The 15,017-nt window shown below is 70.0% G+C and carries 13 protein-coding genes; 7 read left to right on the forward strand and 6 right to left on the reverse strand.

Annotated features, from left to right (window positions below; genetic code table 11):
• The 7 genes from ENSA5_RS00795 (at position 1) to ENSA5_RS00825 (ending at position 6,687) form a co-directional block, all read left to right on the forward strand.
• A complete protein-coding gene (locus ENSA5_RS00795; RefSeq protein ID WP_258182690.1) occupies positions 1 to 1,233 on the forward strand; it encodes a beta-ketoacyl synthase N-terminal-like domain-containing protein in 1,233 nt (410 codons plus the stop codon).
• On the forward strand, positions 1,230 to 1,523 hold the full coding sequence (locus ENSA5_RS00800; RefSeq protein ID WP_106389636.1) for an acyl carrier protein: 294 nt from the start codon (positions 1,230 to 1,232) through the stop codon (positions 1,521 to 1,523). The genes ENSA5_RS00795 and ENSA5_RS00800 overlap by 4 nt, the downstream gene beginning before the upstream one ends.
• A gap of 8 nt (positions 1,524 to 1,531) precedes the next feature.
• A complete protein-coding gene (locus ENSA5_RS00805; RefSeq protein WP_146155177.1) occupies positions 1,532 to 3,100 on the forward strand; it encodes an MBL fold metallo-hydrolase in 1,569 nt (522 codons plus the stop codon).
• The gene (locus ENSA5_RS00810) at positions 3,078 to 3,473 is read left to right on the forward strand and encodes a hypothetical protein (RefSeq protein WP_146155178.1); all 396 of its coding nucleotides are present in this window, start codon (positions 3,078 to 3,080) and stop codon (positions 3,471 to 3,473) included. Before ENSA5_RS00805 ends, ENSA5_RS00810 begins: the two co-directional genes overlap by 23 nt.
• A gap of 79 nt (positions 3,474 to 3,552) precedes the next feature.
• The gene (locus ENSA5_RS00815) at positions 3,553 to 4,662 is read left to right on the forward strand and encodes an arginase family protein (RefSeq protein ID WP_181197119.1); all 1,110 of its coding nucleotides are present in this window, start codon (positions 3,553 to 3,555) and stop codon (positions 4,660 to 4,662) included.
• Entirely contained in the window at positions 4,659 to 5,828 is a 1,170-nt protein-coding gene (locus ENSA5_RS00820) for an LpxL/LpxP family acyltransferase (protein WP_106389640.1), read from the forward strand. The genes ENSA5_RS00815 and ENSA5_RS00820 overlap by 4 nt, the downstream gene beginning before the upstream one ends.
• 31 nt (positions 5,829 to 5,859) lie before the next feature.
• Entirely contained in the window at positions 5,860 to 6,687 is an 828-nt protein-coding gene (locus ENSA5_RS00825) for an acyl-ACP desaturase (protein ID WP_106389641.1), read from the forward strand.
• 269 nt (positions 6,688 to 6,956) lie between these two features.
• On the opposite strand, the gene ENSA5_RS00830 is transcribed toward ENSA5_RS00825, so the two are convergent.
• The 6 genes from ENSA5_RS00830 to ENSA5_RS00855 all read right to left on the reverse strand — a co-directional run bounded on the left by ENSA5_RS00830 (position 6,957) and on the right by ENSA5_RS00855 (position 15,017).
• The gene (locus ENSA5_RS00830) at positions 6,957 to 8,036 is read right to left on the reverse strand and encodes a LamG-like jellyroll fold domain-containing protein (RefSeq protein WP_106389642.1); all 1,080 of its coding nucleotides are present in this window, start codon (positions 8,034 to 8,036) and stop codon (positions 6,957 to 6,959) included.
• Positions 8,033 to 8,830 (reverse strand): hypothetical protein, encoded by a 798-nt coding sequence (locus tag ENSA5_RS00835; protein WP_106389643.1) that lies wholly within the window; start codon positions 8,828 to 8,830, stop codon positions 8,033 to 8,035. The genes ENSA5_RS00830 and ENSA5_RS00835 overlap by 4 nt, the downstream gene beginning before the upstream one ends.
• A gap of 2 nt (positions 8,831 to 8,832) precedes the next feature.
• A complete protein-coding gene (locus tag ENSA5_RS00840; protein ID WP_146155179.1) occupies positions 8,833 to 10,407 on the reverse strand; it encodes a serine/threonine-protein kinase in 1,575 nt (524 codons plus the stop codon).
• A 107-nt stretch (positions 10,408 to 10,514) separates the two neighbouring features.
• A complete protein-coding gene (locus ENSA5_RS00845) occupies positions 10,515 to 11,840 on the reverse strand; it encodes a phosphatidylethanolamine N-methyltransferase family domain-containing protein (protein WP_146155180.1) in 1,326 nt (441 codons plus the stop codon).
• A 217-nt stretch (positions 11,841 to 12,057) separates the two neighbouring features.
• A complete protein-coding gene (locus ENSA5_RS00850) occupies positions 12,058 to 13,743 on the reverse strand; it encodes a CAP domain-containing protein (protein WP_146155181.1) in 1,686 nt (561 codons plus the stop codon).
• Entirely contained in the window at positions 13,740 to 15,017 is a 1,278-nt protein-coding gene (locus tag ENSA5_RS00855; protein WP_106389647.1) for a carbohydrate-binding family 9-like protein, read from the reverse strand. Before ENSA5_RS00855 ends, ENSA5_RS00850 begins: the two co-directional genes overlap by 4 nt.

Raw genomic sequence — 15,017 nt, forward strand, 5'->3', positions numbered from 1 at the left:
ATGGGCGTGGGCATCTGTGGACTCTCGGTCTGGACCTGCTTTGGCCGCGGCCCCGCGGCGCTGAGCGAGGCCATGGCCCAGTCGGACCGGCGCTTCGAGCAGGTCGCGGTCGCGGCCGACATCGAAGACCCATGGTTCAAGACCAAGCGCGGCATGCAGCTGCCGATCCCGGCCTCGATCGTGTCGTCGTGGCGTGGCCGCGAGCTGCCCGTCACGCCCTTTGACTGGCCGGCCCAGTTTGCGATCGAGACCGCCCTCGACGCGGTCGTCGACGCGGGGCGGGTCACGCAGCGCTACCCCAGCGAGCGCATCGCCGTGTGCAACGGGACCTCGCACGGCTCGAACCACGGCCTGCTCGAGTACCTGCGCCAGACCCAGGCCGGCGAGCCAAACGACCCGAGCCTGCTGCTGGATCTGCCCTCGATCATCGCGGCCAGGATCGCCCAAGTCGTCGGCGCGAGCGGCCCGAGCCTGACCTTCAACACCGCCTGCTCGGCGGGCCTCAACGCGATCGGTCAGGGCCTGCGCCTGATCGAGTCGGGCCGAGCGGACTGCGTGATCGCCGGGGGCCACGACACCTTCTCACTGCTCAGCTTCGCCGGCTTCACCAGCCTCAAGGCGCTCGACCCTCGCGGCGCGCGCCCCTTCGACCTCGAGCGCGACGGCCTCTCGCTCGGCGACGGCGCGGCCTATGTCGTGCTCGAGCGCGAAGCCGCGATCCGAGCGCGCGGCGCCCGAGCGCGGGCATGGATCGGCGGCTACGGCTACCTCGGCGAGGCCTACCACCCAACGGCGCCCGACCCCGAGGGCCGCGGCGTCGAGCTCGCGATGCGTCGGGCCCTGGCCGAGGTCTCGGGCCCCGAGCGCCTGGCCCTGGTCTCGGCCCACGGCACCGGCACGCCCGCCAACGACGAGGCCGAGCTGCGCGCGATCGATCGCGTCGCCGAGGCGATCGGCGTGACCGAGCCCGTCGACGTGGTCTCGCTCAAGTCCCAGACCGGTCATAGCCTCGGGGCCGCAGGCGCGGTCCAGTCGGTGGCCGCAATCTTGAACATGGAGCGCGGCCTGGTGCCCGCCAACATCACCCTCGACCAGCCCGTCGCGCACGGGCCCAAGCTGCGCCTGCCGACCCAGCCTGCAGCCCGCGAGATCCCCGTCGCCGTCTGCAACGGCCTCGGATTTGGTGGCAGCGTCGCCGCCCTCGCCCTCGTCCACCCGGAGCATCAGCCATGAACCAACCAACCGACGCCGTCGCCACACGCATCTCCGCGATCATCATCGAGCGCCTCGAGCTCGAGGACTTCACCGTCGAGGACTTTCCGCGCGACGCGATCTTGTTCGCGCCCGACACCGAGGGCGGCCTCGACCTCGACTCGATCGCCTCACTCGAGATCGTCTCGGCCCTCGCAGACGAGTACGACCTCGACTTCGATGAGATCGCGCGCGAGGACTTCATGAGCGTCGAGACCCTGGCCGCCTACATCATCCGCGAGCTCGCCGCGCTCGGGAGGCAGCCAAATTGAGGGTCGAGATGCTCGGCCACGCCAACCTCCTGATCCGCACGGACGGGGGCGCGGTGCTGTTCGACCCGCTGTTTCACGACGAGCATCACGAGGGCGTCTACGACGTCTATCCTCCGCGTCGCGTCGACATCCAGGCGCTGCCGGACTTCGACGTGGTCGTGCTCTCGCACGCCCACGCGGACCACTTTGATCTGCCGAGCATCTCGCTGCTGCCGCGCCGGATCCCCGTGCTCGTGCCCGCGGACCCCGACATGATCGCGTGCTTGCGTGGGCTCGGCTTCGCGCAGGTCGTGCCGGTCGAGGACCTCGAGCCCGTGACGATCGGCGAGCTCGAGCTCGTGCCCACGCCCGCGAGCGCCGGCGCCCGCGAGCACGGCTTCTTGGTTCGCCACGGCGGCGTCACGGTGTGGAACATGGTCGACACCTTCCCGAGCCTCAGCGCGATCGACGGGGTGCTGCGCGCGTTCGGAGCGATCGACGTGTTGCTCGCGCCGTGGCAGCCGCTCCACGACACCGGCGTATCGAGCGGGATCGGGCCGCAATTTCCCCATCGGATGTACAGCCGGATCTTGGCCATGATCGGGCGCATCAACCCGAGGGTGCTGGTCCCCGGCGCGTGTGGGTTTTGGGCGATCGGTGTCGCCGCGTGGACCAACGCTGCGCTGTTTCCGCTGACGCGCGAGCGCTTCGTCTCGGACCTCGCGGGCCTCGATCCCGACCTGGCACAGCGCGTCTTGACCCTCGAGCCCGGGGACGCGATTACCGCCTCGCCACGAGGGATTTCACACGAGCAAGGCTTGCTCAACTACGTCTCGACCACCCGCGACTACGACTGGCGAGATCGGGCGTTTCGGCCGCTCGATCTCCTCGGGCCCCCGCTCCAAGAGCACCGCGGCGAGACCGCGTCCGTCGGCGAGTGCGAGGCGGCGATTCAGAGCCTGTTCGAAGACGTGCTGCCCGAGTTCATCGCCGAGAACTCGGGCGCGTTCTCGCTCCATCAGCGCTGGCAGCTCGTCCGACAGTACGAGGTCGTGTTCGACGCAGGTGAGCGTCGCTACTGGACCACCCGCTTCGAAGATGGGGGCCTGGTGGCTGCACCCGGAGAGGACCCCCTGCGGACTGCCTATACTGTTATTAGTGCAGGTCTACTGATTGGGTTGATTGCTGGATCCGTGTCGTGGGAGTACGCGGAGATGAGCGGGGAGCTGCGGCGCTTCGACTTCAGCTACATCGTCGACGAACGCGGTCTGCACGTCCCCCAGCTTGGCCTCGCGGACCCGCTCGCGGCGCTGTTGGGCTCTCAGTCAAGCCTCGAGCAGTTTCGCGCCAACAAAATCGAAGCGCTCGACGGTGAATATCGCGAGGCACTCGCCAAGATGGGCATCGATCCCGACGAGCTATTGGCGTCTCCCGACGACGTGCCGCGCTCGCGCACTCCATTGATTGATCCGACCGCAATCGCGGCATCTGTCATGGAACGAATCAACATTGTCCCGAAAGACCTTGACACCAAAAAATCCGAGGGGTACGGTTCGGCAGGGAAATCCGCGCAAGATGAAAAACTCGACCCGTCGTAATTTGTTGGCCAAGCTTGGCGTGGGGGCAGCTGCCGCCGCCGCGCTCGCCGTCTCTGGGACCTCCTCCACCGCGAACGCCGGGGCCGTCCCGATCAACCCCAAGCGCGTCGTCGAGATGCAGGTCGAGGGCACCAAGCTGCAGGTCGCCGTCCGCATCGACCCCAAGCAGGGCGGCTTCGTGATGCAGGCCTCCCCCCTCGAGGGCGAGCCCAAGCTCGGTCTCACCAAGACCGGCCACACGCTGAACCTCGGCGTGTCGGTCAAAAATAATGGCGTGTCGATCGCCGGCCTCGACGCGGTGCTCAACCGGGCCGCGTCCGCGAACAGCGGGCGCTGCTGGTTCGACGACGTCGACGTCGCCGTCAAGATGTAGTCCGTTGGGTGTTTTGGGCCGCTCGCTCAAGCTCCACCCGCACTTCGAGCGCGTGCCAGGTTCTCCTCGGCACGCGTTCTTGCGATCCGAGCCGGACCAGATCCTCGAGCTCACGCCAGACGCGCTGGTGGTCCTCGAGCGCTTCGCTACGCCGGCGCGGGTCGATGAGGTGTTGCCCGGCGCATCCGCCGAAATGCTGGCGTTCATCGAGACCCTGGTCGAGCTCGAGCTGCTCGTCGGCCCCGAGCTTCAGCCTCCGCCCTACGGCTGGGAGGCCCCGCTGCAGCCGATGTTTCGCTTGCCCGTGTGGCCCAACGTGCTGCCTGGTTCCTCGCCACCCATCGTCGTGCTCGGCGCGCGCTTCGACGACGCGACCTCCAGCGCCTACCCGCGCGGAGCCAGGGATGGACCCACAGCCCTGCGCCGAGCCGGGAGCAGCTTTCCCCTGCGCGTCCGTGTCGGGGTCGAGGCGGCTGGCTTGCCCCACGTCGAGCTCGGTGAGCGCATGTTGGTCGGGGCCGTGATGGCGGACGCCGGCGATCTCGTCACCGATCCGGGCTGCGCGTGGCCGGTGTTCGCGGCGGCCCTCGAGGCGCGGATGCGGCTGCTCGGCGAGCGCGCTCGCTGCTTGCTGCTCGGCGGCGATCACAGCGTGACCCTGCCGGCGCTGCGGGCTCTGGCCGAGGTCCACCCCGGCGGGTTTGGCGTGCTGCACTTCGACGCGCACGGCGACCTCGGGCCAGTCGACGAGCCGGCCACGGTCACGCACGCCAACGTCATGCGGCACGCGCTCGCGCTGCCGCAGGTCGCCAAGTTGGTTCAAGTGGGTGTGCGTGGGTTCCAGGCCCTGCCCCCAGAGCGTGACGCCTACCGCCGCTTCACGGCCGCCGACGTCGAGCGCGACCCCGAGTCGATCGTCGCCGCCGTCGACCCGCAGCTGCCGTGGTACGTCAGCGTCGATGTCGACGTGCTCGACCCCTCGGTCGCGCCCGGCACCGGCGCGCCCGAGCCCGACGGCCTGCGCTTGCGCCAGCTGCGAGAGGCGCTGCGGGCCTGCCTGCTCGGGCGTCGCGTCGTCGGAGCCGATCTCGTCGAGTGTCACGACCAGCCAGGGGATCGCCTGACCGGCCGGGTCGGCGCGCAGATCGTGCTCGAGCTCGCAGATCTCATGGACCGGGGTCGACCATGAGCGAGGCCGATCCGAACCATTCGAGCCCCGGATTCGAGGCCCGCCGTCGGGTCGAGACCTTGCGCGCGATCTATCCTTTGCTGTCCGAGCTCGACATCGGGCGGCCCGAGGCCCTCCACCTCGCCGCACGGGTCGCGTCGTGGCCCCGCCTCCTGATGAGCCGGTGGATGGACGCCGGGACCTGGCCCAAGATCGAGTGCCTCGGCGCCGAGCACCTCCACGCCGCCCGCGCGGAGGGCCGCGGCGTGATCGTCGTCCCCGCCCACTTCGGCGGCTATCACTGGACCTCGCTGGCCTTGCTCCACGCGGGCGTCCCGGTCTCGCTGCTCGTCGACGCCCGCAACCAGGCCTTCCTCAACTCCGACGTCGCCCAGCGCATGTTGCCGATGTACATGGACGCCGGGACCTTCGACGCCCACGGGCTCGGGGCCTTCGAGACCATCGACAGCGAGGACGCGATGTCGCTGTGGCGGCTGCGCAAGGCCGTCGTGGCCGGTCGCGCCGCCGTCATGTTCATCGACGGCAACAGCGGCATCGACGGACGGCTCGTCGCCAAGGGCTCGGTGCGCGCGAGCTTGTTCGGCCGCGACGTGTGGGTCCGGCCAGGGATCGCGGCCCTCGCCCAGGCGACCGGCGCGGCCATCGTCCCGGTCGTCACGCACTTCGATCAGCGCACAGACACGGCCCGCTTCACCTTTGAGGCCCCCGTTGAAGCGGCGGCAGGGCTGACGCGCAAACAGGCCCGGGCCGAGCTGATGCGCACGCTCTTTGCCTGGCTCGAAGCCCAGATCCTCGCCCGGCCCGAGCAGTGGGAAGAGTGGTGGCTGCTGACCAAATGGTGGGTCGAGCCGCCTGGCCCAGCGTCCCCGTCGGGCTCGGGACTGGGCTCGGATCGGCCCGCGTCGATCCGCCTGCCAGCGCTCGCGGGCCGGCGACTGCAGGTCGCGCGACCGAGCCTGTGGCGGGTGACGGTCGAGGGCAGCGAGGCCGTCGTCGATCTCGAGCACGACCTCGCGCTGACGGCCGAGCCCGCGCTGCTCGATCTGTTCGGCGCGGCCGAGCGCGGCGACAAGGTCTTGGCCTGGGTCCGCGACCAAGACGACAACGACAGCGCCAAGCGAGCGCTGGCGTCGGCCCTGGACCTGGGCCTGATCCGCTACCAGTAGCAGGCACCGCGGCGATCGGAGCGACACCTTCATGACCACAGACCTCTTGAACGACGGCGTCTACTACCAGCTCTACCGCCAATCCGAGCGCGGGCGCTGGAACATGTCGGACATCCCCTTTGATGAGATCGACGACAGCTTGGTCAACGACTTCTGGCTCGCGATGGTCCGCGAGATCGCCCGCTCGGAGCTGACGACCTTCGACGCCGTTCGTCAGTTCTTCGAGCTCGGGTTCGTGGACGACCCGGACTTTGGCCAGTGGCTCGCTACATGGTTCTTCGAGGAGACCCGCCACCCACAGGCGCTGATGCAGTGGCTAGACCATTTTGGCGTCAAATTCGAGCCGGCGTTCATGACCGAGGGGCGCCAGACCTTTCCGTTCATGAAGGCTCGGATGGGCACGCTGACCATGAACATCATCTCGGAGATGATGGCCTCGTTCGGCTACGGCAACCTGGCCAAGTACGCGCCCGAGCCGGTCTTGGCCACGATCGCCCGCTTGCTCGCCCGCGATGAGGCCCGCCACGCCACACACTTCTTGGCCTACGCCAAGCGTCACCTCGAGCGCGCCTCGGACAAGGACGCCGAGCGCAAGATCGCCGTGCAGGTCCTGTTCGTGTGGCGCTATGGGCGGAAGAAGGTTCAGCACCCGATCGGGATGTTGGTCTCGGAGTTTGAGGATCATCCGGACTTCAAAGCGGTCTACGACCGGATGGGCTTCGATGATGAGAAGCTGCTTGGTGGGATCTGCCGGGTGATCGAGAACCTCGTTGAGCTCCCGCTCTCGACGAAAGCCGAGGTCAGCGCTGCGCTGCGCAAGCTCTCGCGAGGGTCAAAAGAAGCGAGCTCCTCGAGCTAGCAGCCCGGGGTGCAATACCTCGCGCCGCCTCGCTTGGCCTTTTCGCCGAGGGCTTTGTCGCCAAAACTTGCAGTACGCCCGGTACAGCCGCGTTTTGGCTTCGCGCCCTCGGCGAAAATTCCGGCGCGAGGCGACACGATGCATTGCACCCCGGGCTGCTAGGCTAGTCCTAAATCAAGCGCTGAATTCAAAAAGCTGAATGATTTAGGGGTGAGCGGAGGGGACTTCGCCGCCGCAGCGAGGGGCCTTATTGAAAGGCCCCTTGAAGGCTAGGGCGCCGGCTGCATCTGCGCCGGGCTGAGCGCCCCCTCGCTGAAGCGCAGCTCATCGATGATCCCGTTGAAGCCGCCGAAGCCCGAAGGCACCCCGCCAATCTGAATGAACTGAAGGTTCGGATCGAGAAAGCCAATGACCAGCGGGTCCACGGCGTCGAGGAGGTGATCAACGTAGAGCCGCACCCCCTGGCCGTCGAAGGTCATCGCGACGTGATGCCATTGATTGTCGGCCAGACCGCTGCCTCCGACCAGCCCCGTCGCCTCGTTGGCGGTCGTCCACACCACCCGCCCGCTCTCTTGCGGGGCGACGGAGTACTCGATGTAGGCCGTCAGGTTCGGCTTCGCGGTGGTGTCGCTCTCGTCGCCGTAGTAGACCAGGAACTGCCGCGGTAGGGTCACCTCCGAGACGAACAGATAGAACTCGATGGTGAACGCCGTACGCCCGGCGAGCACCGCGAGCGGCACGATCACGCGATCGAGCTTGTCGAAGCTCAAGCCCTCGCCAACGATCGCCGGCGCGGTTGACTGCGCGTTGCCCATTGCGGCGTGGTAGTCGTTGCCCGTGTCATCGAAGATGGTGGGCACCGCGATGTCATCGAAGCTGTAGTGGGCGATCGCCGTGTCGGGGATCATCCCGCCGGTCGTCTCGGTCTCCGTGTCGGTCACGTCGGTCGAGCCCGACTCGCTGTCGCCCGACTCGGTCTCGCCCGACTCGCTGTCGCCCGACTCGCCGTCGCCTGACTCGCCGTCGCCCGACTCGCCGCTGCCCGTGCCATCTGAAGTCGAGGCCCCGGTCTCGCGCGTGCTTTCCTCGTCCGAGCCGTCTTGATCCGCGACGCCCGTATCGACCGGAACGCACATGCCCGCGAGCTGCTCGGACGACAGGGCGCCATACTTGAGCCCGCTGAAGCAGTCGTCACTGGGGAACGCGCAGCCCCCCGCGATGCAGAGGCCGGCGCCGCACTGGCTCTCGTCGATGCACACGAAGCTCGTCGGCACCGAGCAGGCCGGCGCGCTCGGGCCCACGAGCGCGAGGGCGAGCAAGCCCAGGACCGGGGCCACGCGCCGGGTCATGGCCAGCTCCCGATCGTCAGCGCCACGCCGACTCGATCTCGACTCAGGACTGGCGCGAACGCGACGGGTCGCTGCTGCCTCGACCGCTTCATGCGGACGATGCCGACGATCAACGTCGTCAGGCCAGCGGCCGCGATCGCGCCGCCGCTGGCGTACAAGGCCACCGATCCGCGGCCCCGACCGGTGCGCGGATCATAGGCGGCTTCAAACTCGGGGTAGGTCTGAGCCCCGCGCGCGCGGCCGTCGGCGACCGCGGCTCCGATCAGCAGCCCCCCCGCGATCACCGTCATCCCGACGCCGACGCCAACGAGCGCCCCGCCGCCCTTGGCCGCCGCCGGGTCGTGGCCGGGATCCTGGCTGGGCGCCGGGCCGGAGCCCTCACTGGGCGCCGTCGTGGGCTCGACTGGCTCGGGCTCGCTCGCCGCCGGCTCGGGTTGGGCGATCTCCAGCTCGCCCCTGACCTGAAAGCGCAAGGTCTGGACCGCCTCGCGTTGGCTGGCCGAGAGCTCGCCCTCGAGCAGGCGCTCGTAGAGCTTCAGCGCCTCGGTGTAGTGCTCGGCGAGGCGTTCGGCTTGGGCCCAGGCGAACAGCGTGTCGACCTGGGGATCCAAGGCGTAGGCGATCGCGAACTCGCTCGCGGCCGCTGCGTAGTCTTCGCGCGCGTAGAGCTCGGCGGCCGCCTCAAAGTGCGCCCTCGCGTCCTCGGGCGCGGCCGGGGCCGCCCACGCCGAGGTCAGCGGTACGCAGGTCACGACAGCGATCGTCAGCAAGGAGATGAGGGGGCGACGCGGCATGGTCAGTCAGGGAGCGCCAACGAGTTCTTGTTCCAATTGGTCTTGGGCTTGGGCTTGGCCTTGGCCTTGGTTGGCTTCTTCTGGGGGGTGCGGCGCTTGTTGGGGGTCGGTTTGGGCTCGGCGAGCGCGGGCTCGGGCTCCTCCCCTGCCCCGCTGGCCGCCGCAGCATCGGCGGCGTCCTCGACGGGAGCCGGCGAAGCTGCCGGGCTGGGGTCCGCTCGCGGCGGAGGGGCTGCGCTCGGCGCTGCAGACACGGCTGGCGTGGGGGTCACAGGCTCGGGGTCGGACGCCTCGCTCCCCGCGACCTTCCACAGCCCCGCGACGACCAACGCACCCGCCACCGCACCACCGACCCACGGCCACGCCTGCCGACGGCGCGGGCCGGGCTCGGGCTCGGGCTCGGGCTCATTGTTGTCGACGGGCCGCGCGGGCGCGGGCGCGGGCGCGGGCGCGGGCGCGGGAGCTGGCTCCGGCTCCGGCTCCGGCTCCGGCGTGCACACGGAGACGCGCGTGGGCGCGTCGAGCTCGTCGTCGATCACGCCGGTCTCTGGGTCGGGATCGGGCTCCCAGTTGTTCGTGAACACCTCGGAGTCCGTGATCTCGCGCGGGACCGACTCGAGCTCGACGCGCTCCGTTTCGAGCTCCTCGGCGAACAGCCCGGCGATGCGCTCGGCGATCCGCGAGCCCGACACGACCAGCTGGAGGTCGAGCGCGAACAGCTCGAGCGCGCGCTGGAGCTCGAAGGCGTCGGCGTAGCGCCGCTCGCGGTCCCGGGCCAGGGCCCGAAGCACGATCGCCTCGAGCGCGGGCGGGTAGTCTTTGCGCACGCTCGACGGCGGCGGGGCCGGTGCACGCGTGATCTGACGGATGGTCTCCATCGGGCTGTCGCGGCGGTACAGCCGGCGCAGCGTGGTCAGCTCCCACAGCATCACGCCGAGGGAGAACACGTCGCTGCGCCCATCGAGCGCCACCTTGCAGTCGATCTGCTCGGGCGACATGTAGGGCAGCTTGCCCTTGAGCACGCCCACGGCCGTGCTCTCGCGGCCCTCGAGCTTGGCCTTCGCAACCCCAAAGTCGAGCAGCTTGGCCACGCCAGCGTAGGTCACGACCACGTTCGCCGGGGTCACGTCACGGTGGACGATCGCCAGCTCGCGGCCGGCCTCGTCCCGGGCGGTGTGGGCGTAGTGCAGCCCGGCCGCCACGCCGATGCACACGCCGACCGCGAGATCCAGCGGCGGCTCCCCGCCCAGCGCTTCGAGGCGCTTGACGACGGCGCGCAGATCCGGGCCGTGGACGTACTCCATCGCGTAGTAGACCCGCTCATCGGTCTCGCCGATGTCGAACACCTGCGCGATGTTGGGATGACTCAGGCGCGCGGCCAGGCGCGCCTCATCCAGGAACATCCGGACGAAGCTGGGATCCTCGCACAGATGCGGCAGCAAGCGCTTGAGGACGACTTGCTTGGTGAAGCCATGCGCCGCCTCGAGCTGGGCGAGGAAGATCTCCGCCATGCCACCGACAGCGAGCTTGCGGATGATCCGATAGCCGCCGACGCGACTGTGTGCGGACTCGGCCACCACGTCCACGCTATCCGATGCCGCGCCGAGTTTCACGGGATTCGGAGAAATCCACGCGGGGCCGCAGCGCAATTCACGCCTGGCGAGTCGAACAACCGAACGGGCTGCTAGAACACCCCTGGCAGCATCCGCCAGCGAACGCGCCGACGGTACTCCGCCCACGCCGGGCCATACTTACGCGCGCAGCGTTCGTCATCCCGCAGCGAGCGGTGAACCAACAGGATCGCCAAGAACATCGGATAGAACCACGGCAACAGGCGCTCGGTCCCGACCGGCAGGGTCCAGGCCAGCGCGAGCCCGAGCTCGGGCAGGTAGTGGAAGTGCCGGGCGACCCCCCACCAGCCCGAGACCAACAGCTGGTTTTGGCGCGGCTGGCCGTCGGCGGGCACGTAGGTCGCGACGATGATCTCGGGCTTTCGCCCCCAGATCTTGGTCTCGCCCCCGGTCGCCCGGACGCGCTGACGCTGCTCGTCGGCCGCGTAGTTGACCCGGATCGCAAGCAGCCCGAACGCGGTGATGGCCAGGGCGACGGCCGGCGACAGCGCGATCGGGTGGTTCACGAGGTAGAGCCCCGCGATCGTGTAGACGATCGGCAGCCACGCGCACACGCCCCAGCAGATGTAGAAGCCAAAGCGGTCGTGCATGATGTCGAGGGAGTTGAAGTAGCCGCCCTCCCACAAGAAGAACTTGAACACGTAGACGACCTGCAGCCCGACGCAGACCGCCATCGAGGTGCTCAGGTGACCGTGGAGCTCGACCTGGGCCGCGGCGTAGCTGAGCACGATGATGCTCCAGCCCATCATCGCGAAGCGACAGTTGAACAGCTGCTTGAGCTCGACGCCGAGCAGCCGCGGGTGCAGCTCCGTGCCCCAATAAAAGTCCCACAAGAGGTTGCCGGTCCCGCCCGCGTCGCTCGTCGACGGGGCGCGCAGGCCCTTGACGTAGAGCCACGCGCACAACACCAGGGCCAGCAAGCTCGAGGTCACCAGCAGCGCGCCGAAGTGGTGGTAGACCGCCGCGCCCGAGAACAGCCCGAGCGGGCCGGTCGCCGCGAACCACGCGACGTGGGTGATCACGAAGGCCGCGATGCCGTTGAGGCGGTAGGTGGGTCGGTTGCCCCGCGGCGTCACGGGCCCGAGGTGGCGCTTGCCCGGCAGCCCGCGCAAGAGCAGGAGCTGAAAGCCCAGCCACCCGAGGAGCATCGCGAGCGCGGTCCAGCTCGGCTCGGGGATGTGGCCGAGGAGCTCCCTCGCCGGGCTGCGCGCGGCCAACACGATGCTGCCGTCGTAGAAGGTCATCACGACCCACAGCAGCGCGGCCACGGGCGGGGTCGAGATGACCAGCAGCAGCGGCACGAGCGAGGTCGTCAGCCAGCTACCGTTGCCTGCGAGCCAGTCGCCCAGGCCCCATTCATTCCTCGATTCATCACGCACGCCCCGCACAGTCCACGCTCGACCATGACCTCGGCAATCGACGGGGCGTCGCACGGTGACGGGCGTCACCGTCGCCCCTCGGGCGCGACAATCGCCCCTTCGCGGGCGCGTGTGGCCGCTCAGCGCCCATTGACCCTGAGCGTAGGTCGTCCCAGGCCCGCAGACCCGGGCTCGGGGCGCGAAAAGCTTGCTCCGTGTCACACCCCGCGCGGGCGCGTCATCGCCCCACGAAGATCACCATGACCAGGCCCTGGTCGGCCCCGGCCTGGGCGACGCCGACCCCAACCCTGGCGTCGGCGGCCAGCGCTGCCCACAGATCGAGCGCGAGCAGATCCTCGAAGCTCCCCGCCCCAACCTGGTGCTGCTCGAGCGCCCCGAGCCCGAGCGAGGACAGCTGCTCGCGCAGCTCATCGTCGTCGAGCCCGGGCCCGAGGCCCGCGGCCCCGTCGGCCCGGCGCTGGGCCAGCTTGTTCATCTTTGCGTCCCACCGAAGCGCGGGCAGGCCCGCGGCCTCGCGCTGATCGTCGACCCGATCGCGCAGCGCCGAGCTCGGCTTGCTCGGCACGTCGGCGCCGGCCTTGGCGTAGAAATTTTGGGTCAGGAACACCGGCCGCGGCGCGTCGGCGGCCGTCGACTCGGGCTCGCCAAAGACCACGCCGATCCCGACGTGGGTCACGTCGGCCGCGACGAGGTTGGCGCGGTGGCCGGGGCTGTTCATCAGGCTCTCGTGGATGCCCTTGGGCCCGTAGCCCCGCGCGACGTTCTCGCGCACGACGGTCCCAACGATCCCCGCGCGTGAGAAGCGGGCGCTGGCGTCCCCGGTCTTGGGTGAGACGTGGCCGACGAAGCCGTTGGCCGCCATGTCCTCGCTGTGGGCCTTGGCGACCATGGCCGCGCCCTCGTCCCACGCGAGGATCGGCAGGCCCCGGGCCTCGCGGAGCTCGTTGAGCAGATCGAAGTTGCTGCGCACGATGTCGGCGCTGGTGACCTGCGGCCCGAGGCGCTCGTAGCCAAAGCGGATCTCGCTCGGTCGCTCGACGCCACAAAACACCCGGAAGTTGGCCACGACCTCGGGCCCGAGCTTGCCGTCGGCGAGGACCTCGACCTGGTAGGCGCCGTCTCCGGCGTCGCAGGGGACCACCGCCTGGATCGAGCCGTCGCTCCCGACCACGGAGGGCAGCCGCGCCCAGCCGCCCTTGGGGTCGACCCGCTCGATCCGCGGCTTGGCGCGCCTGCCCAGGAGCTTGCCGCGGACCTCGATCTGAGCGCCGCCGCCGACGGTCACGGGGATCGGCTCGAGCTCGATCGCCCGCTCGACGAGCGCGACCATCATCCGGGTCCTGGCCCCGCCCTCGACGGCCTCGACGCCCACGCCGACGCGCCAGCGGCCCTTGCCGAGGGCGCTGAGGACCTCGTCGACGAGCGCGTCGAGGGCCTCCTGGCAGTCGGGCTTGGCCGCGCGGTCGCAGCCGTGATCGCTGCCTTGGAGCTCGACGACGACGACCGCGGGCTGGGGGTCGGGGACGCCGTGCCAGGCCAGCAGCGCGTCGAGCAGCGTCGGGGGCATGTCGAAGCGGCTGGGGCTGGCGAGGGCGAGGTCGCCGACCATGGCCGAGAGCGCGGGGTCGTGGGTCAGGTCGCCGCGAAACCCGTCCTCGATCGCGCTGAGGATCGCCTGCTCGACCTCGCTGAGCGGGTGCGCCCGATCGACGCCGTAGGTCTGGGCCGGGCTGCCGCTCGCGTGGGCGACGGCCTCGATCTCGCGGATGTGCCGGGTGTTGCCCTGGCTCGGGCTCGGGGCCGCGGTCGGGGTGTGGGGGCCGCCGTCGCACCCGAGCGCGGCACAGATCAGCAAGGCCAGGCTCGCGCCCGCGAGCCGCCACGGGCGAGGACGCCGCGTCACGACCCCGCCCCCGGCTCGACCAAGATCAGCTCGGCCGCGTTGCCCCAGGCGTGAAAATCAGGCTCGAGGGTCGGGCTGAGGGCGAGGCCAACCTGGCGCTTGCGATCGGGCTTGTCGAGGCGAAACACGTTGATGCGCAGCTCCTGTCCGGGCGCGGGGGGGCAGCTGACCGTGGTCTCGGCGCACAGCTCGGCCCACGAAAACGCGAGCTCGACGGTCCAGCCCCGATCGCCGCCACGGCGCTCGAGCTCGCCGTCGAGGGCCACGGCGCTGCGCCAGCCGCCGTTCCAGGCCTCGTCGCCCGCGCGATACTTGGGGAAGCGCGCGTCGAATTTGACGTTGCGGGCCGAGACCTGGTGCTCGAGGTAGCGGGCGCCGGAATTGTCGCCCGCGATGAAGACCTCGAAGGCCTCGTCACGGTAGAGCGGCTGATCGCGCTCGCGATGCTTGGCGTAGAGGTCGGGATCGGGCAGCGAGCCCGCGACGTAGAGGTGGGCCTCATCCCACGCGAACCACACCTCGCTCGGGCCGCCGAGCCGCGCGTCGAGCTCGGTGCTCGGCTCGCCCGTGCGGCTGTGCACGAGCCGCGCGGGTCGGCCGGCCCAGGCGGGCTCGTCGAGCACGCCGTCGAGGGTGATCGCGTCGGGCGAGGACAGGCCGAGGGCCTCGACCCGCGTGGGCCGGGGCTCGACGGGGACCAGGCCCAGGATCAAGCGCCCGCCCGGCGAGCGGGTCTGGTCCGAGAGCATCTCGGAGCGCGGACCCTCGACGGCCGAGAGGAGCGTGCGCCCGCGGCTGAGCTCGAGCGCGACCACGGCCCACTCGGCGTGCCACCTGGGCCCCGGCGGCGGGAGCTCGAAGCGCTGCGGGCCGTCGTCTTCGATCGTGATCTCGACCCACTCGCTGCGTGGATCCGCGGGCTGGCCAGGCATGTCGTGGGCGACCTCCTGGCGGGCCGCGCCGCGCGGGGGCAGGAGGCCGAGCTTGCCCTTCGCGCCGCGCAGACCGGTGGTCTCGAACTCGACGATCACGGCCTGGCCCGAAGCTCCGATCCGCGCGGGGATCAGCGGCGTCGGGCCGATCCGGCGCCCGTCGATGGTCGCGAGCGGCAGCGCGATCTCGCCCAAGAAGCGCTCGCCCTCGCCCTCGTCTTCGAAGGGCTCGACGACCTCCGCGCGCCGATCAGGCGGCGCAGCGTCGGCCCCGGCGCAGGCCCCCAGCCACGGGCAGACCCACGAACACAGCATGCAGGCGTGGATCTGGCGACGCAGCAA

The sequence above is a fragment of the Enhygromyxa salina genome, assembly GCF_002994615.1.
In the GTDB taxonomy this organism is placed as follows: domain Bacteria; phylum Myxococcota_A; class Polyangia; order Nannocystales; family Nannocystaceae; genus Plesiocystis; species Plesiocystis salina_A.

Coding starts and splice junctions, on each gene's coding strand:
- ENSA5_RS00820 (WP_106389640.1), top strand. CDS start 4,659: ATGAGCGAGGCCGATCCGAACCATTCGAGCCCCGGATTCGAGGCCCGC.
- ENSA5_RS00830 (WP_106389642.1), bottom strand. CDS start 8,036: ATGACCCGGCGCGTGGCCCCGGTCCTGGGCTTGCTCGCCCTCGCGCTC.
- ENSA5_RS00825 (WP_106389641.1), top strand. CDS start 5,860: ATGACCACAGACCTCTTGAACGACGGCGTCTACTACCAGCTCTACCGC.
- ENSA5_RS00795 (WP_258182690.1), top strand. CDS start 1: ATGGGCGTGGGCATCTGTGGACTCTCGGTCTGGACCTGCTTTGGCCGC.
- ENSA5_RS00835 (WP_106389643.1), bottom strand. CDS start 8,830: ATGCCGCGTCGCCCCCTCATCTCCTTGCTGACGATCGCTGTCGTGACC.
- ENSA5_RS00800 (WP_106389636.1), top strand. CDS start 1,230: ATGAACCAACCAACCGACGCCGTCGCCACACGCATCTCCGCGATCATC.
- ENSA5_RS00805 (WP_146155177.1), top strand. CDS start 1,532: ATGCTCGGCCACGCCAACCTCCTGATCCGCACGGACGGGGGCGCGGTG.
- ENSA5_RS00810 (WP_146155178.1), top strand. CDS start 3,078: ATGAAAAACTCGACCCGTCGTAATTTGTTGGCCAAGCTTGGCGTGGGG.